We start from the raw sequence: 19,003 nt of genomic DNA, 5'->3' as shown, positions 1-19,003 counted from the left end.
TTCCGCACGTGTTCGACACCGTATAGCATCGTGTGGTCCGCGTCACGAAGAATTCGTGAACTCATCAGCCGCCAGAGAGGAACACCCATGCCGGCGCCATCGCTCGGTCAGCACGTCATGGTCGGCAAGCTGCCCACCACCTTCGAAGTACTCGCCGATCAGGTGGCCGACGCGTACAGCGTTGTGCGACAGATCATTCCGCCCGCGGTGCTGATGCTTCCGCATACCCACGAGAACGAAGACCAGGTCGCGATCGTGGTGCGGGGTCATCTCGGCGTCCTCGTCGGCGATCGGGAATGGACCGTCGGGCCCGGCGAGATCGCCGTGCGCCCCCGCGGCCTGGTCCACTCGGTGTGGAATGCCACCGACGAGGACGTCGAGATCCTGGAAATCACCTCGCCCGGCGACTTCGAGCACTACTTCATGTCGATGGGTGACCTCACCGCCCGTGATGCCCTGGCCCAGGCCCCGCAGCTGGCCGCCGAGTGGAAAATCAGCCAGTCCCCCGAGCTCGCCGCCCGGTTGGCGCAACAGTACGACGTCGCCCTGTGAGCGCGCCCGCCGTGCCGGCCGCCCACCCTGAGACACCGGCCATCAGCATCCGTAACCTGCAGAAGACCTACCCCGGCGGAAAAGCGCTCAAGGGAGTCAGTTTCGACGTGCAGCGCGGCTCCGTGCACGGCCTGGTCGGCGGCAACGGGTGCGGCAAGAGCACCCTGGTCAAGAGCATCGCCGGGGTACAGTCCGCCGACGCGGGCGGCACCGTCGAGGTCAACGGAACCCGGATCGCGACCGACCAGCTCGGCGCTGCCTGGGCCCGCACCGCAGGCCTGCGGTTCGTGCACCAGAACCCGGGGATCTTTCCCGACCTGAGCGTGGCCGACAACATCGCACTGGGCGACGAGTTCCCGGCCCGGCTCGGGATCGTGCGCCGGGGCGCGCTGCGCGACCGGGCCCAGCGCCTGCTCGATCACTTCGAGATCGACGCCACCCCCGACACGAAAATGGAGCAGCTGCGGCTGGCCGACCAGACCATGGTGGCCATCGCCCGCGCCCTGCAGGACCACGTGGAGGGCCGCAGCCAGATCGCTGCCGTCGTCCTGGACGAACCCACCGCTGCCCTCCCCCGGCATGAGGTCACCATCCTGCTCGATGCCATGCGCACCATCACCGCCACCGGCGTGGCCGTCATCTACATCAGCCACCGCCTCGACGAGGTTCTCGACGTCTGCGACGACATCACCGTGCTGCGCGACGGCGCGCACGTCATCACCCGGTCGACCGCCGGACTCACCGAACCAGAACTGGTGTCCCTGATCGTCGGCCGATCACTCGACGCGATGTACCCCGACACCCCCGGAGCCACCTCGGACGCGCCGGTGGCACTCCGTCTCGAGCATCTGAATGCTCTTGGAATACAGGATGTCTCATTCACCTTGCGTGCGGGTGAGATCCTGGGCATCGCCGGACTGCTCGGCGCCGGACGCAGCGAACTGCTGCAGTGCCTGTTCGGCATGAATCCGGCCACCAGCGGCACCATCACCGTGGGCGAGCGCCGCGTCGGCATCGGATCGGTGCGCGCCGCGATGGAGTCGGGCATCGCCTACATCCCCGAGCACCGGGAGACCGACGCCGCCTTCCTGGACCTGTCGGTGCGCGAGAACCTGTCGGCCGCCGACGTCACCAGGTTCAGTAGCGCCGGAATCCTGCGCCGCAGCCGCGAACGCCGAGCCGCGGCGGAGTCCATCCAGGCCTACGGCGTCAAGACCGCCGGCGACTCAGCGCTGATGTCCTCCCTGTCGGGCGGCAACCAACAGAAGGTGGTCCTGGCGCGGTGGATGCGCCGCCGTCCCGCGGTTCTGCTGCTCGACGAACCCACCCAGGGCGTCGACGTCGGTGCCCGCGCCGATGCCTACCGACTGATCACCGACGCCGTAGCCGAGGGCGCCGCAGCGATCCTGGTCAGCTCCGACTTCGAGGAACTGGCCGACATGTCCGACCGCGTTCTCATCCTCAGCGGCGGGCGTATCACCGGGGAAGTCAGCGGACCCGATATCGACAGCAGCCTTCTCACCGAAAAGGTCTTCTCAGCAAAGGAACTCCAGTCATGAGCACGCTCGACACCCCCACCACGGCCACTCCGGCTCCGAGCCTGGCGGACACCAAGGAGAAATCGGCCGCGGCCGACCTGACGGAGCGGTTCGGCCTCGTCGCGCTGTTCATCGGCGCCATCGCCGTGTTCACCGCTCTGCGGCCGGACATCTTCCCGACCGCCGCCAACTTCCGCAGTATCGCCATCTCGGGATCGGTGCTCGCGGTGGTCGCGATGGCGCTCATCCTTCCGTTGGTCACCGGCCGCTTCGACATCTCGGTGGGAGCCAACGTCGGCTTCTGCTCCATCGCCGTCGCTGGCGCGATGTCGCACTTCGGTGTGAATGTGTTCGTGGCGATGGTGCTCTCGGTGCTCCTCGGCAGCACCATCGGATTCATCAACGGCATGCTGGTGTCCTACCTGGGTATCAACTCGATCATCACCACACTGGGCACCTCCACCGTGATCGCCGGGATCGTGCAGGCCTACACCGGCGGCATCCCGATCAGCACGGGACTGTCACCGACCTTGACCGGGCTGAGCAATCAGCTGTTCCTCGGCATCCCGGTGCTGTTCGTGATCATGGTGCTCATCGGCGCCGCTGTCCTGGTCCTTCTGGAGCACTCCACGCTGGGCCGCTACTTCGCCGCCGTCGGCTCCAACGAGAAGGCAGCAGGCCTCACCGGTCTTCCGACCCGGCGCGTGGTACTGGCCAGTTTCGTGGGAGCCGGCTTCCTGGCCGGTGTCGCGGGGATTCTTCAGATCGCCAGCCAGGGCAACGGCAACCCCCAGGTCGGGGGCATCGGGTTCATGCTGCCCGCGCTGGCCGCAGTGTTTCTGGGCGCCACCACCATTCGGCCCGGCACCTACAACCTGGTCGGCGCCCTGGTCGGCCTCTTCTTCGTCGGGACCACGATCAGCGGGCTGTCCCTGATGGGCGTGCAGCCCTGGATCACCGACGTGTTCAACGGCCTGGCCGTCATCGTTGCCGTCGGCCTGTCCGCAGTGTTCCGTCGCCGCCGCACCGGCGTCGCCGTCATGGGCTCCTGATCAGAAAGGGACATCGATGAAGATCGTCTTCCGACACGGTTGTGTCGTCACCATGAACCCCGCGCTGGGCAACCTCGCCGATACCGATGTCCTGGTCGAGGAAGACCGGATCACTGCTGTCGGCAGGGGTCTCGACGCCGGTGATGCCACCGAAATCGATGCTCGGGGTTGCATTCTCACCCCCGGATTCGTCGACACCCACCGCCACCTGTGGCAGACCGCTGTGCGCGGCATCTTCGCCGACTGGTCGACGCTGCAGTACATGATCGGGATCCGATTGCACATCGCTCCGTTCGTGACGGCCGAAGACACCTACGCGGCCACCTACGCAGGCAGTCTCGAATGCCTCAACAACGGGGTGACGACGGTGTTGGGCTATGAACACAACGTCAATACTCCCGACCACGCCTTCGCCGGCGCCCAGGCGATGGTTGATGCTGGTGTTCGCGGTGTCTACGCCCTCGGGATGGGCCAGGCGCCGCTGGCCCCCCGGGTGTTCTCCGAGACCGAGCAGTACCGCGCGATTCTCACCCAGCTCGACGACGGGATACTGGCGCCCGGCAAGTCACTGGTCCGGCTCGGCGTCGCCCCGGTTGAACTGTTCATGGCTCCGATAGACGTGGTCGCCCAGCAGTTCCGGCTCGCACGCGAGCACGGGGCGCAGCTGACATTGCACAGCAATGCCGTGCGCAACGGCGTGGGTGAGATCCAGATGCTCGAGGATGCCGGCCTGCTCGGCGCAGACACGGTGTTCGTGCACGGCAACACCAGCACCGACCGCGAGTATCAGCTCGTGCGTGATCGCGGCGCGGCCATCTGCGCGGGGGTGGAAGTGGAGATCGGGATGGCACTGGGCGAGCCGACTCTGCGCAAGCAGCGGCAGTTCGGCCTGGCCCCGACACTCGGTGTTGATTCGGTGGGTTGCTGCGGGGGCGGGATCATCGGGCAGGCGCGCCTTGGCATGCAGACAGCCTGCCTGGCCGACGCCGCCGAGGAGCTCTCGCGCGGCGAGAATCCCGCGTCGCTGTCGGTGACATCGCGGGAAGCTCTCGAATGGGCCACCATCAACGGCGCGAAAGCGCTTGGTCTTCAGGATCGCATCGGCAGCATCGAGGTCGGCAAGGACGCCGATCTGGTGCTGTTCCGCGCTACCAGCCCGGACATGGCCGGATGGGTCGAGGACTTTCCCGAGGCAGCGGTGATCACCCAGTCGTCGGCGGCCGATATCGACACCGTGATGGTGGCGGGCACTCTGGTGAAGCGCGGCGGAACACTGCTCGCCGACGCCTGGCCGCGTCAACTGCAGGCGTTGAATCGGACGAAGCGACGCCTGGCCGAGCAGACCCGGCAGCCGGACGGCACGTTCATCCCGACGCCGGCACCGGAGCTGCCTGCCGGACACGGCTGGTGAATCTCGATCGGGACGACTTCTACGTCCCGGTCGGCAATGAAGTCTCGCCGGGATTTTCGACGAGATCGGACTCCAGCAGCAGAGCGGTGGTGAGTTCAAAGTGCTCCTGAAGCAGCGCCGCCGCCCGGTCCGCGTCCCGCTCGAGCGTCGCCTCGAGAATCGCACGGTGCTCGGCGGCGATGTCGCGGGCGGGTCCGCGCACCTCGCTGACCGACCAGCGCCGGTAGATCTCGGCCGAGTCGCGCAGGTTGGCCGCGATGGAGCACAACCGGGTGTTACCGCTGCCGCTGAGCAGATTGGCGTGAAAACCCGCGTGGGCCGCACACCACGCGTCATTGAGGTGCGGCGGCTCTCCGGCCGCCAGCATGGGCGTGCGCTCCAGGGCGTGATGCGAGGCCAAAAGCTCTGACTCCCAAGCCAAATCGCCGTCCGCGATCGCCATCCGCAATGCATACACCTCGACGCAGACACGCGCCTGGGTCAGCTGGACGAGGTCGTCATGGGAGATCGAGACCACTTTGAAACCGAGCTGCGCGGCGCCGGTCACCAGCCCCTGTTCGGCCAGCCGCGACATCGCCTCCCGAATCACTCCCACGCTGGCGCCATAGTCCTCACACAGCGTGGCGAAGCGCAGGCGCTGTCCCGGGTGGAAGCGGCCGCCGAGGATGTCGGCGCGCATCTGCGCATGCACTCGCTCTTGGCCTGTCGATTTACCCGCCATCACACCCTCAATTTCGAACATTCGAAGAGATATCGAATGCTACCGCAGCGCGGGTACCCACGGCCGCATCAGCGAAATCCTTCGAACTATCCACAAATGTTCGAAAGTAACTTGACATGTCGAATCGAACGGAGTCTGATGGACACCGTAACCGCCGTCACAGTGAGGAGCGCAGTATATGAAGGTCGGCAATCTCGACGGGCGGCTCATTCTGATCGGGAACGATGGCGCCTACCTGGACGTCGCCGAGGGCTCCGCCGGACGTTTCGGCCCTGACCCCACCGCGGTGTACGACCGGTGGGACGAGTTTCTGGAATGGGCTGCGACAGTGGACATCACCCCCAGCAACATGGTCGACACCGCACGGCTCAGCGCACCGGTACCGACGCCCCGCCAGATCTTTGCCATCGGTTTGAACTACAGCGATCACGCCTCGGAATCCGGCTTCGCCGTACCCGATCAGCCGACCGTGTTCACCAAGTTCGTCTCGTGCCTGGCCGGTCCGCATTGCGCTGTCACACTGCCCGACGACGGCAACACCGACTGGGAAGTCGAACTCGTCGCGGTGATCGGCCGCGAAGGCACCGACATCGCCGAATCCGACGCCTGGTCCCACATCGCCGGACTGACGGTCGGACAGGACATCTCCGAGCGCCGCACCCAGTCCGCTGGTCCCGCACCACAATTCAGCCTCGGGAAGTCGTTTCCCGGATTCGGCCCGATCGGTCCGTGGGTGGTGCCCGTCAGCGAGTTCTCCGACCCTGACGACCTCGAGTTGGGCTGCTCGATCAACGGCACCGAGATGCAGCGCGGACGCACCAAGGATCTGGTGTTCAGCGTGCCGGCACTGGTCTCCAAGCTCTCACGGATAGTGAAGCTGTACCCCGGCGACCTGATTTTCACCGGCACCCCGGCCGGCGTGGGCTTGGGTCGCAACCCTCAGGTGTACCTACAAGAGGGCGACGAGCTCGTCTCCTGGGTGGAAGGTATCGGCGAGATCCGACAGAGGTTCGTCTCCGCAGCGACTCCTGGGGAGAACGCAGCATGAGTCTGCACCGGCTGGCCCAGATCACCATGGGTGTTCCCAATGTTGCCGAAACCATCTCCTACTACTGTGATTTCGGGCTCCGCCACGAGGGCGACGGGGTGTTCTCCACCGTCGAGGGTGGACGGCAACTCCGTATCGTGGCAAGTGCTCGCCGCCGCCTGGTTGCCATGGTCGTCGGCTGTGACGACCTCGACGACGTCGCTGCCATCACCCAGAGCCTGACCAGCGAGGGGTTCCTGACTGCCGCCACCGGCGCCGGCGTCGCCTCCGTTGAACCGGTGACCGACATCCGGGTGAGCGTCGAGGTGATGCCGCGCCTGGTGCAGACGCCGGTGCCCGCGACCAGCTACAACGGCCCCGGTCGCTACGACCGCGTCGGCGACCGCGCACCCGGCATTCTGCGTGAGGGACCGGTGCAACCGAAGAAACTGGGCCACGCCGTCGTCGGGTCCACCGACATGACCGCCACCCGGCGATTCTTCACCGACGGTCTGGGCTTCAAAGTCAGCGACGCCGTGGGGCAACAGGGGGTATTCCTGCGGTGCTCGGTGGACCATCACAACGTGATGCTGCTACAGATGCCAGTCAGTTTTCTGCACCACACGTCGTGGCAGGTCGATGATATCGACGAGATCGGCCGCGGCGCCAAAACCATGCTCGACGGTAATCCCGAACGCCACGTCTGGGGCCTGGGACGCCACCACGCCGGCTCGAATTTCTTCTGGTACCTCAAAGACCCTGCGGGCAATTTCTCCGAGTACTACTCCGACATGGATTGCATTCCCGACGACGAGATCTGGACCCCCGAAGTGCTCGAAGGCGCCAAAGGACTGTTCAGCTGGGGGCCGCCGCCTCCTCCGTCGTTCCTGGCCCCCGAAGACCTCGCCGATCTCATGGTCGGCACCCACTCGTAACCGAAAGGACCACCTTCGAATGCATACCTGGTCGATCTCCAAGCAAGCCGTCGCCGAGCATCAGGGCACTGCTGCGTCCACCTACCTGATCGAGAAGGAAGAGTTCCAGCATCTGACCGACGGCACATATCTGGGGCTGGTGTCGGTGTTCGAGGTGCAGCCCGGCGCCGCACTCAAAGCGCACCATCACCCCACTCACGAATATTGGTTCGTTCTCGACGGTTCCGGGGTGATGCAGGTAGCCGACGAAGCCAAACGCATCGAGGTGGGTGAACTCATCTACACCCCACCCAACACCCCGCACATGCTGCTCAACGACGGGGACACGGTGTTCCGCGCGTTCTGCTTCGCACAGAGCTACGACGGGCAGGGATCCCAGCATGTCGATGTGGACCTGGCTCCCGTCGCGCTGACCGAGGTGTGAGCCATGAGCGCGATCCGGCTGCACATCATCGTCGGCAGCACCCGGCCCGGCCGCGCCGGCGCACCCGTCGCGGCCTGGTTCCGTGACATCGCCACCGCCCATGGTGCCTTCGACGTCACGGTGGTGGATCTGCTCGAATGGGGCCTACCGATGCTCAGCGAGCCCCACCATCCCCGGCTCGGCCAGTACACCCAGGAGCTCACCCGTCGGTTCAGTGAGACGATCGACGCGGCCGACGCGTTCGTGATCGTCACCCCGGAGTACAACTACGGCTACACCGCACCGGTGAAGAACGCACTGGACCACCTGTACCGCGAATGGAACGACAAGGCAGTGGGTTTCGTCGGTTACGGTGGCGCGGGCGGTGCCGCCCGCGCCGTGCAGATGCTCAAGCAGGTGGTGACCACGCTGAAGATGACGCCGATCTTCGAAGCGGTGTACATCCCCTTCGTCCAGACCCTCATCGACGACGACCGGTTCCAGGCCACGGACGCAATGACAGCAGCCGCAGGACAGCTGCTCGATGAACTGGCCCGGGTCAGTCACGCGCTCTCGAGCCTGCGAGTGTCTCCATGAAGGCCGCGGCGGGTCGAGCAGGCGAGCTGAAGCGGGTCCTGGGGGCCAGCACACTGTGGTTCAGGCACGCCACCGTGCTCACCATGAATCCGGCCGTGCCGGACCTGTCGAGCGGCGAGGTCCTGGTGCAGGACGGCGCCATCGTCGCCGTCGCCGAAAACCTTGCCTCAGACCCTCGAACGGCCGGCGCCGTGACCATCGACTGCACCGGGTTCATCCTGTCCCCCGGCCTGGTCGACGCCCATCGACACGCCTGGCAGACAGCGTTTCGACGACTGATCGCCGACGCCGACCTCGACTCCTACGTCGCCAGCATCCACGGTGGGATGGCACTGCACTACACCCCGAACGACATGCGGATCGGCACTCAGGTCAGCGTGCTCAGCGCGCTCAACAGCGGCATCACCACTCTGCTGGACTTCTCCCACAATTCGCGCAGCCGCGCGCACTGCGACGCGGTGTTCGAGGCGTATGCACGGGCCGGCGCCCGGGTGGTGCACGCGTCCGCGGCCCCGAACGCCGGTGAGTGGGAGGAGCACTGGCCGCACGATCTGGCCCGACTGCGGGACGCCTACTGCTCGAGTGAGCGTGGTCTGGTCACCCTGCGGATGGGCCTGGACATCAAACGCGTCTGGCCGACCGACCGCCTCCTGGCCCATGCGCGCGAGGCCGGGCTGGCCATCACCTTCGACGGAGTACTCGGCCCCCGCGCCTCCGATGAGCTCTACGACCTTGCTCAGGTGGGGGCGTTGGGACCAGATGTGACTCTGATCCACTGCACCGACCTCAGCGATGATGTGTGGCAGGCGATCGTCGATCAGGGCGTCAGCGTCACTCTGGCCACCACCTCGGACCAGCACATCGGCATCGCGACTGGTGTCCCCCCGACGCAGCGGTGCCGTGACCTGGGCTTGGCCCCCAGCCTCAGCACCGACGTCGAGGTCACACTGGCCGGCGACATGTTCACCCAGATGCGTGCCACCATGGCCACCCAACGGATGATGCTGGCCACCCGACGCTTCCACGGCGAGGAAGACCTGCCGCCGATCATGACGAGTCGCGAGGTCCTGGAGATGGCGACGGTCAATGGAGCCCTGCATGTAGGTCTCGGCGGCGTGGCCGGCTGCATTGCGCCCGGCTTCCAGGCCGACGTCCTGCTCCTTCGCGCGAACGCGTTGTCCAACCTGCCCTTCAACAACGCCGTGGGCACCGTCGTGCAAGGCATCGACAGCGCCACAGTGGATTCGGTCTTTGTCTCGGGTCGTCCCCGCAAGTGGGCCGGGGAGATGATCAATGTCGACCTACCGTCGTTGACTGCCGAGATCGAGGAGTCGCGCGACCGGATCGCCGCCGCGGTCGGATGGCGGCTGGATCCGCTGGCGCCACCGTCGTTCTCCTCTGCGTCCGAGCAGTCACTGCGCGCCCACGTCGACGGAACGCAGGAAGCCACCCGCCTGGAATCACTCGCAGTTCCGAACCCCTGAGCAGAGAAAGCAACTCACGTGACTGATCACTTTCCCGAATTCGACTCCGTCTTCGCCGACGCCGACGGCGTGAAACTGTTCGCTCGCGTCGGCGGGCCGCAGGACGGTCCACCGGTGGTTCTGCTGCACGGCTTTCCGCAGTCTCACCTGTGCTGGCACCGGGTGGCACCCGCGCTGGCCTCGACCCATCGGGTGGTGTGTCTCGATCTGAAGGGTTACGGTCAGTCCGAGGCGCCCCGCGGCGACAGTGCGCACCACGACTACTCCAAGCGCAGGATGGCCGCCGAGGTGGTGGCGTTCATGTCCGGGCTTGGGTACCCACGCTTCTCGGTGATCGGGCACGATCGCGGTGCACTGGTCGGTTACCGCATGGCGCTCGACGCCCCCGCCGCCGTGGAAAACCTGGTGCTGATGGACAATTATCCGGCGTCGCTCATCTGGGACCGCATGGCCGATGATCCCGAATTCACACCACACTGGCGGACTTTCGCGCAGGAAGGCGCTGCGGCGGAGGAGTCGATGACACGGGCCGCACTGGACCGGTTGCTGGCAGAGCACACCATGTCGGGGACTTTGAACGACTTCGATGCTGACGTGCTGGCGACATACCGACGGGATTGGGCTGACCGCGCGCACATTCATGCCTACTGCGAAGACTACCGCGCCGGCGCCCGTATCGACCCCGAGCTCGACCGAGCCGATCTGGCCCGCGGCGCCGTGATCGACTGTCCCACAATGGTGATCTGGGGTGAGGCCTTCCTGGGCCGGGCACCCGAGAAGCCGACCGAGATCTGGCGACGCACACTTGTTCCGCAGATCACCGGCGTCGAAGTTTCCGGCGGCCACTTCAATGCCGAGGAGAGTCCCACCGAGACGTCTGCGGCGATAATAGAGTTTCTGCGGTAGTCGCCTCGGCTCGCCGCCACGCACGACGTGCCGCCGTCACGGCCTCACGTGGGGCAGGCCGCGTGCCTGGTGTGCGCACGCAGACGACGGATGATCGCGATTCGCGAGCGCTACCGTTGACGACCCGGCTTACTCCGAGTTCAACAGCCCGGACGCCACGTCACGCAACGTCTCTCCGTGCTTCTCGTCCGCCTCCGCGAACTCAGCGGCGCTGATCCGAATATTGTTGGCGTGGTCCTCTATCCGAGCCACCAACACCTTGTTGCGGGAATCCCATCGAGCGGTTCGAGTGGTCAGCGCGTCCGCAGAGCGCCCCGCCCAACCGAAGGTGGCGGACGAAATGCGTGAGCTTGCCGCCGTGTGGCTGGTGGACAAGTCATCACCGCTGCCGGTGACGGTCGTGGCGGCCTGGTTCATTGCATGCGGGTCAACTGAGAGACGTTTCGGCATGCTGCTCCTCAGGATGGTGGTGCGGCCGGCCAGCCCGGGTAGGCCGGGAGGGTCGGATAGTCGGACCGTGGGTGTTCGCCCCGACTGAGAAACTCGCGTCGCTGCAGCGGGTCTGGGGCCCGTTCCCGGCACGCTTGAATGTCATCCAGCGCAGTTGGCCATTCTGGCTGAAATCTGTTGAGGTCCAATCGGCGCGAATTGATACGCCAGCCACCGAAAACGTCTGCCTTCGGAGCCCTTTCCTGGCCCTGTTGCGGCGGCAAGGGTGCTGACGGAACCTCGGGTGACATCATGCTTATCTGCATCGCGACGACGCCGTCGTCTCCGGCGACCCCTGGATACGGTCCGTACTTGCCGTTCCCGAGATCGTAACCGTTGGTGTATCCGCCGTACGAGCACACTATGGCGGTGACTGCGCGACCCACCGTATCGACCCGCAGGATGTGGAGCCGCTCCGTTCCGACCAGCGGGTACGGGAGCGGGCGGTCTGCGCCGGGCCAAGCACTGTCAGGGTCGTCCTCGGGCTCTGCTGGTCGAGCCACCGCACGAGTGAATCCTGGGTAGACCGCATCAATGGTGCCCATTGCGGTTGCTAGAGCGTGAGATTCGACGAACGCACGGACTACCACAGCCGGGTTGGACAGCAAATCAGTGCCAGGTTCAGCGCTCCACACCGCATTGACGTCCGCCATGACGCCCGTCCAGGGCTCGACAGGTGTAACCCGGTTCGGCTGACCCGAAACTTCCTGCGCACACGAGGATAGAACCGTCGCCACCAGCAGCAATAAGGCTATTCGCATCGTAAATTCTCGAATCATGACTTTGGCGGTGCCCAAGGTTGCGGGTTCTTGGTAACTTGATCATAGTATTCGCTGTCTGATCCGATCAGCGAAACATGTTCACTACCAACTACCTTCACGATTGCGAGCTGAAGTTCTTCGTTGTACTTGGGCTCGCCGATGCTGAACGACTTCGCAACGCTCTCGTACTCGTCGAAAGACCGGATGCGTCCGGAAGATCCACCTTCACCAGGTTCGACGAAATACGGGGGGAGGGTGATCTCTACGCCATTCGCTTGCAGACCATTGAGCACCGCTCGATGCGAATCGGCTTCGGTCATGTCTGGAAGCGGTGCGTGCTGCGTGGTCGGCGTTGGTGCCTGACCGATGATGTCGGTTTTCAGCGCTGACCCCACGGCATCGACACCGAAGGCGGCGGCGGGCCCACCGGGTGTGAGGTCAGCACCGGCGGCGAGCGTTTTGACCGCGATGTCATAAGCAGCCGACTTGGATGCATAGGCCTCTGCGGCACGAACGTCCGCGTTGACGCCTTTCGCTTCCAGTGCATTGTTGGTGCCGACGTCCACCAAGGCTCTAAGAACGTTTGCCTCCTGCATGTTGGCATCGCGCAGAACAGCATCAGGCATGTTGTTGGCGATACCTTGGGCGTACGCGTTCTGATCGCGCAGAATCTCCTCGTAGGCTTTCCCGTTGAACATCCGCGCCGCATCGGGGTCGGTATTGAGCACCGAGAAGATGCCCTTGGCCACGGGCATGGTGTCATCGCCCAGAGCGCCGGCGGTATCGGGTGTCGAGAAGAACGCCGACAACTCGTTCTGCTCGCCGGCGATGTTCGCGACATAGGGCGACAGACCTTCGGCGAAGCCCTGGACCAACTTCGGGTTGATCTCGCCCAGCGTGTGATGACCCGACATATCCAGTAACCGCGGCGCATTCTCGCCCAGGTAGCTCGAATACGCCTGCGCGGTTTGGCCGGCGATCTGCGCCTCGGAACCTGTTGCGCTGCCGGTCCAGTCGAACACCCCGGAGATCGCTTCGCCGTCGTCGGCCCAGTGGTTAGCGGTGGCGTATTGCACGAACTCGCCCGGCTCCATGCTGGGAAGCAGCGCGTTCTGCACGTTGGTCACCAACTCGTGGTTCACCACATGGTCGGCGTTACCTGCGGCGAACAGCTGCTCGGCCAACGGATTCGCCAATTGTCGGGTCAGCCCGGGCGGGCCGTTCAATCCCCCCAACTGCTGGTCGAACGCTGACACCTTCATCAGATCGGTGGCACGGCCCATGATCCCGCGGTCGACGTCGGTGCCGCTCTGGAACCGGCTGTCGCCGTTGTCCACGATCCCGGCGATCACACTCAGATCCTGGGCCGTCTCCAGTTCACCGTCCACCCAGGTGGTCTGACGCAGCGGTTCCTGCACACTCGCAGGCAACTGATCGAAGCCGCCCCGGGTGCTGGTGTCGAAATCGGTTTTGGCTCCCGGCTTGAGCTCCGTCTTCGGGAACTCGACTTTCGGATTGCTCATCAGCTGCCACGAGTTGCCGATCATGTCCCGCTCGGCACCAAGTCGCCCCTCGGCGGTCTGCAGCGCCTCGACCGACATACCGTGCTGCTGCGCCTGCAATTGACTGACCACCGCCGCCTGCTCGGCCGTGAGCGGCACCTGACCGGCCTGCTGCTCGGCGGTGATGGTGTCCAGGACCCCGTTCACCCGGCCCGCCGCGTCTGTGTCACCGGCCAGCGCGTCGTGCACAATGCCTTCAGCGTCCTCGGTGGTCACCCACTGCTCGTTGAGTTCCTGGGTGATCTCGTCAGCCGTCTTGCTGCCGTCGGCGCCCTCGATCGCCAACGCCAGTGTCTCGTCCGCCTGGTCCGCCCGGCTCAACAGCCGTTCGATCTCGGCGCAGATGATCCGGTAGTTCTCCTCTTGGATCTCCGCTTCCTCGGGATCACTCGACTGGACGTAAGTGACAGTTCCCGATGCTGCGTCGATGGTCATACCGACTGCGGCGGCCTCCTGCTGCAGGTGTTGCCAGTCGGACTTGATGGAGCGGATCGCCGTTTCGGCGGCTTTGGCGGCTTCGGCCACGGCATCGAGTTCGGCGGCGTGCAGGTTGAGGTCGCGTCGGAGGTCGGTGTTGGCCGCGCGGGCAGCGTCGTAGGCTTCACCCTCCCACGGGATCGCGTCGATGACCCGGCCCAGCTGCTCGGACGTCATGCGGGTGGCCGCCGAGTTGTCGGTGGCAGCCGAGAGCACCGTCTCGATAGCGTTGGGATCCCAGCGGTCGAGATCCGCCAACGACATACCCACCGCCACCCCCGTTTGCTGGCTACCGTCGGCAACTTACCTCAGCACGCAGAAGGTCGGTAGTCAGCGCCACGGGCCGAAGTTTCCGTGGTCTTTAGGCCCCCGGATGTGATCGATATTCGGCGGGAGATCGCGGTGTGGGTGTTGGCCTACTCAAGTCGGTGAAGGTGTCCCCGAGACGGGCACACCACTGGCTGACGAATTACCGAGTTAGCCCGCCTCTGTGCGACTTCGGTGCGACAACCCCGCTTGTCGCAGTGGTGTCGCACAGAGGCGGGCAAGAGGTGCTGGAAAATTCGGGTAAGGAATTGACGGGTGTGACTGAGCTGCTCGCGCGACCGCATCAGCAGTCCGATTCCAGGGGTGACCCGACAGCCGCCTGCGCCCCTGCCCCACGCACCAAGGACTACGGGTTTTCCGTGGTCCCTGACCACGCGGCTAGGTGCCATCGTCGTAGGCATGAAGGACGTAGTGGTACTCGGCGGCGGCTTCGCCGGGGTGTGGAGTGCAGCGGGCGCGGTTCGCCTGGCCCGCTCGGTGAGTGAGGACGACCTCCGCGTGCGGCTGATCAGCGCCGGCGACGACAGGGTGGTCCGCCCGCGACTGTACGAGCGCAATCCCGACAAGATGCAGATCAGCCCGGACAGCCTGCTGGGCCCCATCGGCGTCAACCGCATCAACGCCCGGGTCGAATCCATTGACGTCGCCGCCCAGATCGTCACCGCCCGGGGGCACGACGGCGCACTCGTCACCGCAACTTATGACCGGCTGGTGCTGGCCACTGGCAGCCAACTCAACCGGCCCGCCTTCCCCGGCTCTGCGCACGCCTTCGACATCGACACCCTCGACGCCGCCACCGCACTGGATGCCCACCTGCACCGACTCCCCCACCTCGCCAACGAGGGCCAGTACACCGCGGTTGTGGTGGGCGCCAGCTTCACCGGCCTCGAGATCGCCACCGAACTGGCCATCAACACCCAGTGGATCTACCCACCCGCCGACTCCGCCGACGCACTGCTCGCCAAGGCCGGCCACTTCAGCAATAGCGCATAGGAGGCAACATGCGAACAACGAAGATCGTGGTCGTCGGCGGCGGATACGCCGGCGTCCTGGCCGCCAACCGGCTGAGCCAGCGCCCCGACATCGACATCACCCTGGTCAATCCGCGCCCCACCTTCGTCGAGCGAATCCGGCTGCATCAGTTGGTCGCCGGCAACGATGACGCCGTCGCCGACTACTCGACGATCCTGACCGACCGCGCCAAGCTGGTGGTCGACAGCGCCGACCGCATCGACGCCGGCACCAAGAAACTACTCCTCACATCGGGCGCGACCCTGGACTACGACTACCTGGTCTACGCCGTCGGCAGCACCGCAGCCGTACCCGCCACCGTGGCGGGCGCCCGCGAGTTTGCCTTTCCGCTCGGCGAATTGGAAGCCGCACAGCGCCTGACGGAACGGCTGAAGGATGTCCCGCTGCAGGCACCGATCGTGGTGGTCGGCGGTGGTTTGACCGGGATCGAGGCCGCCTCCGAATTCGCGGAAGCAGGCCGCACCGTCACCCTGGTGACCGGCGCACTGGGCCCTTCACTGGCCAACGGCGGCCGCAAGTCGGTGGCCAAACACCTCGACAAGCTCGGCGTCACCGTGCTGGACAACGCCACCGTCACCCGCGTCGACAAGGATCGAATCACATTGCGCGACGGCACCGAACTGCCGAGCGCGGCCACCGTGTGGACCGCCGGCTTCGGTGTCCCCACCCTGGCTGCCGACAGCGGCCTGCGCGTCGACCGGCTCGGCCGGCTACTCACCGACGAGACCCTCACCAGCCTCGACCATCCCTCGATCATCGCCGCCGGCGATGCGGCCTCACCGTCGGGTGTCCCATTGCGGATGAGCTGCCAGCTCGCCATGCCGCTGGCATCCCACGCCGCTGACACCATCCTGGCGCGCCTCGACGGCAGAGAGCCCAAAAACCTGAACCCAGCCTCGGTGGGTCAGTGCATCAGCCTGGGCCGTCACGCCGGCACCATCCAGATGTCGCATTTCAATGATGAAGCGCTGCCGCTGCACATCGGCGGCCGCCTCGCGGCGTCCATCAAGGAGTCGGTGTGCAAGGGCACGCTGTCGTTCCTGGCCAAGGAGGCCCGCAAGCCGGGCAGCTACTTCTGGCCCAAAGGCGGTAAACGCCAGAAGAATCTGAAGAGAGGAACAGTCGGTGTCTGACGTCATGGACAAGCTGGTGAAGGCGATGACCGTCATCCAGTCGGTCAATCCACCCCACATTCCCGAGGGTGCCGACGCGATGACCGCGATCATCGAATGGGGCCCCGGCGACAAAGGCGCCCCGCCGCACCGGCACCCCGGCGGGCCGTGTTTCGGCTACGTCCTCGAGGGCGAGATGCTCTTCGAGTTGGAAGGTGAAGCGCCGCGGGTCATCAAGGCCGGTGAAGCGTTCTGGGAGCCCGGCGGCGACGTCATCCACTACTCCGACGGCAACAACCGCGACGACATCCCGCTGCGGTTCCTGGTGACCATGCTCTGTCAACCGGGCGTCGACATGTTCGTCCTCGTCGACGACGCAGAACTCGAGCAACGCAAAGACCGCCGCTTCCAGAAGGGACAAGAAGGATGAAGATCACCGTGGTAGGCGCCACCGGCCAGATCGGCGCGCAGGTCGTCGAATTGCTGACCGCCGCAGGACATGCCATCAACGCAGCATCGCGGTCCTCCGGCGTGGATGCGGTCAGCGGCGAGGGGGTGGCGGCCGCGTTCGCCGGTGCCGACGCCGTTGTCGACGTCCTCAACTCCCCCAGTATGGAACCCGGCCCCGCTGTGGACTTCTTCACCGGCTCGGCCACCACCTTGCTCGCAGAAGCCAAGAAGGCCGGCGTGCAGAACTATGTGCTGTTGTCCATCGTCGGTGTCGGCAGCATCGAGGCCGACGGCTATCTGCGCGGCAAACATCTCCAGGAAGAACTGGTGGCCAACTCCGGCGTGCCCTACACCATCGTGCGGGCCACCCAGTTCCACGAGTTCACCGAGGGCATCGCCGGATCACTGGTGGTCGACGGTGAAGTACACGCCCCCGACGCGTTGATCCAGCCGGTCTCGGCCGCCGAGGTCGCCGGGGTGGTCGCCCGTGTCGCCACCGAAGCACCGCGCAACGATGTGCTGAATTTCGGTGGGCCGGAGAAGATGTCATTCGCCGACCTGGCGCGCGCCATCTTCACCGCTCAGGGCAAGGACCTGCCCGTCGTCGTCGATCCGCAGGCCACCTACTTCGGTGTCCCCGTGACCCAGAACAGTCTGGTCACCGGCGACGGCGCCGAATTGGGCACCACCCGGCTCGCGGAGTGGCTGGACCGATGAATGAGCTGGCCGGCCGTACCGCACTGGTCACCGGCGGCACCGCCGGCATCGGCTTTGCGACGGCCCGCCGGCTGGTGGTCGCGGGCGCCTCGGTGATCATCACCGGGCGCAATCCTCAACGCGGACAACAGGCTCGCGACGCCCTCGGACCGACGGCACAGTTCGTCGCCGTGGACATGGCCGACTCGGCCGGAGTGGAGCGGCTGGCCCGCGAGCACGCGCTCGACATCCTGGTCAACAACGCGGCACGCTTCCCGGCCAGCCTGACCGTCGACCAGGACGAGAACGAGTTCGGGCACACCTTCGCCACCAATGTGCGCGGCCTCTACTTCCTGGTGGCCGCGACGGTACCCACCATGATCCGTCGCGGTGGCGGGGCCATCGTCAACGTCACCTCCATGGTGGCCTCCAAGGGTGTTCCCGGCGCCTCGGTGTACAGCGCGTCCAAAGCTGCGGTCGAGCAGTTGACCCGCACCTGGGCGGTCGAATTCGGCGCCCACAACATCCGGGTCAACAACGTCGCGCCGGGTCCGACCGCCACCGAGGGCGTCGCGGCCGAATGGGGTGACACCAACGACGAACTCGGCCGGGCACTGCCGCTCGGGCGGACGGCGGATCCCGCGGAGATCGCCGAAGCGATCTACTTTCTGGCCTCCCCGCGCGCCAGTTTCATCACCGGTACCACTCTGCATGTCGACGGCGGCGGCACCGCCGTCTGAAAGGAGAATGGTGGACTTCGACGACGTGGTCCTTCGGCGTCATTCCTCGCGAATGTTCCTGCCGGACAAACCCGTACCAGAGGAACTGCTGCAGGAGGCGCTGACGCTGGCCATGCGCGCACCCTCGAACTCCAATGTGCAACCGTGGCGGCTGTTCCTGGCGTCCGGCGCTCGACGGGAGCGCCTGGGCGCGGCGTTGGCAGCGCAGGTGCGCACCACTCCGCCGCCGACTCTCGGTCTGCCAGAATCGCACAGCCACCTACGCCGCCAGCTGGGCGCCCTGCTGTACGGCGCGATGGGCATAGCCCGCGACGACGACGAGGGCCGCTGGAACGCGCAGCTACGCAACTGGGACTTCTTCCACGCCCCGGTGGCCGGCATCGTCTGCATGCATCGCGATCTCGGTCTCCCCGACGCCATCGGCGTGGGGATGTTCCTGCAGACGCTGCTGCTGGCGCTGACCGAACGTGGCCTCGACAGCTGTGTGCAGGTCTCCACCGCCCTCTACCCGGACGTGGTGCGCCAACAGCTTGACATCCCCGACGACCTCACCGTGCTGTGCGGTATCTGCATCGGTTACGCCGACCCGAGTTTTGCGGCCAACAGCATCGAGACACCGCGCAACCCGGTGACCGACAACGTCGTTTTCCTCGACGACTGACATGGACAGCCAGACTCCGCTGACCACCGGCCAACCCATGGCAGCGTGGCGCGAACTCCTCGACCCTGCG

The 19,003-nt window shown here is 65.7% G+C and carries 19 protein-coding genes; 16 read left to right on the top strand and 3 right to left on the bottom strand.

Annotated features, from left to right (window positions below):
- Positions 1-87: 87 nt before the first annotated feature.
- From AC3A6P_RS01445 to AC3A6P_RS01430, 4 genes are read left to right on the top strand one after another with little or no spacing between them, the layout of a single operon-like run.
- Complete coding sequence (locus AC3A6P_RS01445) at positions 88-552, top strand: cupin domain-containing protein (RefSeq protein ID WP_487687441.1); 465 nt, start codon at positions 88-90, stop codon at positions 550-552.
- A complete protein-coding gene (locus AC3A6P_RS01440) occupies positions 549-2,111 on the top strand; it encodes a sugar ABC transporter ATP-binding protein (protein WP_487687438.1) in 1,563 nt (520 codons plus the stop codon). The genes AC3A6P_RS01445 and AC3A6P_RS01440 overlap by 4 nt, the downstream gene beginning before the upstream one ends.
- Complete coding sequence (locus AC3A6P_RS01435) at positions 2,108-3,142, top strand: ABC transporter permease (RefSeq protein WP_487687435.1); 1,035 nt, start codon at positions 2,108-2,110, stop codon at positions 3,140-3,142. The genes AC3A6P_RS01440 and AC3A6P_RS01435 overlap by 4 nt, the downstream gene beginning before the upstream one ends.
- A gap of 16 nt (positions 3,143-3,158) precedes the next feature.
- The gene (locus tag AC3A6P_RS01430; RefSeq protein ID WP_487687433.1) at positions 3,159-4,553 is read left to right on the top strand and encodes an amidohydrolase family protein; all 1,395 of its coding nucleotides are present in this window, start codon (positions 3,159-3,161) and stop codon (positions 4,551-4,553) included.
- A gap of 19 nt (positions 4,554-4,572) precedes the next feature.
- Here AC3A6P_RS01430 and AC3A6P_RS01425 read toward each other — a convergent pair whose 3' ends face one another.
- A complete protein-coding gene (locus tag AC3A6P_RS01425; protein ID WP_487687431.1) occupies positions 4,573-5,274 on the bottom strand; it encodes a GntR family transcriptional regulator in 702 nt (233 codons plus the stop codon).
- A 178-nt stretch (positions 5,275-5,452) separates the two neighbouring features.
- Between AC3A6P_RS01425 and AC3A6P_RS01420 the strand changes: the two genes are divergently transcribed.
- Genes AC3A6P_RS01420 through AC3A6P_RS01395 form a run of 6 tightly spaced genes read left to right on the top strand, consistent with a single transcriptional unit; the run spans position 5,453 to position 10,626 of the window.
- Positions 5,453-6,322: a fumarylacetoacetate hydrolase family protein gene (locus AC3A6P_RS01420; protein ID WP_487687429.1), complete on the top strand. Its 870-nt coding sequence runs from the start codon at positions 5,453-5,455 to the stop codon at positions 6,320-6,322.
- Positions 6,319-7,236 carry a VOC family protein gene (locus AC3A6P_RS01415; RefSeq protein ID WP_487687426.1) on the top strand — a complete coding sequence of 306 codons (918 nt, stop codon included), beginning with the start codon at positions 6,319-6,321 and terminating at the stop codon, positions 7,234-7,236. Before AC3A6P_RS01420 ends, AC3A6P_RS01415 begins: the two co-directional genes overlap by 4 nt.
- A gap of 19 nt (positions 7,237-7,255) precedes the next feature.
- The gene (locus AC3A6P_RS01410) at positions 7,256-7,660 is read left to right on the top strand and encodes a cupin domain-containing protein (protein ID WP_487687424.1); all 405 of its coding nucleotides are present in this window, start codon (positions 7,256-7,258) and stop codon (positions 7,658-7,660) included.
- A 3-nt stretch (positions 7,661-7,663) separates the two neighbouring features.
- Positions 7,664-8,236, top strand: a complete 573-nt coding sequence (locus tag AC3A6P_RS01405; protein WP_487687421.1) for an NADPH-dependent FMN reductase — start codon at positions 7,664-7,666, stop codon at positions 8,234-8,236.
- Positions 8,233-9,720 carry an amidohydrolase family protein gene (locus AC3A6P_RS01400; protein ID WP_487687419.1) on the top strand — a complete coding sequence of 496 codons (1,488 nt, stop codon included), beginning with the start codon at positions 8,233-8,235 and terminating at the stop codon, positions 9,718-9,720. The genes AC3A6P_RS01405 and AC3A6P_RS01400 overlap by 4 nt, the downstream gene beginning before the upstream one ends.
- Before the next feature lie 18 nt (positions 9,721-9,738).
- The gene (locus AC3A6P_RS01395; protein WP_487687416.1) at positions 9,739-10,626 is read left to right on the top strand and encodes an alpha/beta fold hydrolase; all 888 of its coding nucleotides are present in this window, start codon (positions 9,739-9,741) and stop codon (positions 10,624-10,626) included.
- A gap of 129 nt (positions 10,627-10,755) precedes the next feature.
- Here AC3A6P_RS01395 and AC3A6P_RS01390 read toward each other — a convergent pair whose 3' ends face one another.
- The gene (locus AC3A6P_RS01390; protein WP_487687414.1) at positions 10,756-11,076 is read right to left on the bottom strand and encodes a WXG100 family type VII secretion target; all 321 of its coding nucleotides are present in this window, start codon (positions 11,074-11,076) and stop codon (positions 10,756-10,758) included.
- An 814-nt stretch (positions 11,077-11,890) separates the two neighbouring features.
- Positions 11,891-14,179, bottom strand: coding sequence for a TPR repeat domain-containing protein (locus AC3A6P_RS01385; RefSeq protein ID WP_487687412.1), 2,289 nt, complete (start codon positions 14,177-14,179; stop codon positions 11,891-11,893).
- A 462-nt stretch (positions 14,180-14,641) separates the two neighbouring features.
- On the opposite strand from AC3A6P_RS01385, the gene AC3A6P_RS01380 reads away from it, so the two are divergent.
- From AC3A6P_RS01380 to AC3A6P_RS01355, 6 genes are read left to right on the top strand one after another with little or no spacing between them, the layout of a single operon-like run.
- Positions 14,642-15,235, top strand: coding sequence for an FAD-dependent oxidoreductase (locus AC3A6P_RS01380; protein WP_487687410.1), 594 nt, complete (start codon positions 14,642-14,644; stop codon positions 15,233-15,235).
- Between the two features lie 8 nt (positions 15,236-15,243).
- Entirely contained in the window at positions 15,244-16,407 is a 1,164-nt protein-coding gene (locus AC3A6P_RS01375) for an NAD(P)/FAD-dependent oxidoreductase (RefSeq protein WP_487687407.1), read from the top strand.
- 4 nt (positions 16,408-16,411) lie between these two features.
- A complete protein-coding gene (locus AC3A6P_RS01370; RefSeq protein WP_487688119.1) occupies positions 16,412-16,816 on the top strand; it encodes a cupin domain-containing protein in 405 nt (134 codons plus the stop codon).
- Positions 16,813-17,553: an SDR family oxidoreductase gene (locus tag AC3A6P_RS01365; RefSeq protein ID WP_487687404.1), complete on the top strand. Its 741-nt coding sequence runs from the start codon at positions 16,813-16,815 to the stop codon at positions 17,551-17,553. The genes AC3A6P_RS01370 and AC3A6P_RS01365 overlap by 4 nt, the downstream gene beginning before the upstream one ends.
- A complete protein-coding gene (locus AC3A6P_RS01360) occupies positions 17,550-18,272 on the top strand; it encodes an SDR family NAD(P)-dependent oxidoreductase (protein ID WP_487687401.1) in 723 nt (240 codons plus the stop codon). The genes AC3A6P_RS01365 and AC3A6P_RS01360 overlap by 4 nt, the downstream gene beginning before the upstream one ends.
- Positions 18,273-18,279: 7 nt before the next feature.
- Positions 18,280-18,933, top strand: a complete 654-nt coding sequence (locus AC3A6P_RS01355) for a nitroreductase (RefSeq protein WP_487687398.1) — start codon at positions 18,280-18,282, stop codon at positions 18,931-18,933.
- The last annotated feature ends 70 nt before the right edge of the window (positions 18,934-19,003 follow it).

Source organism: Mycobacterium sp. Soil_C_30 (assembly GCF_057656995.1).
Note: the sequence above shows the minus strand (reverse complement) of the source record. Positions and strands in the feature narration are given on the sequence as shown.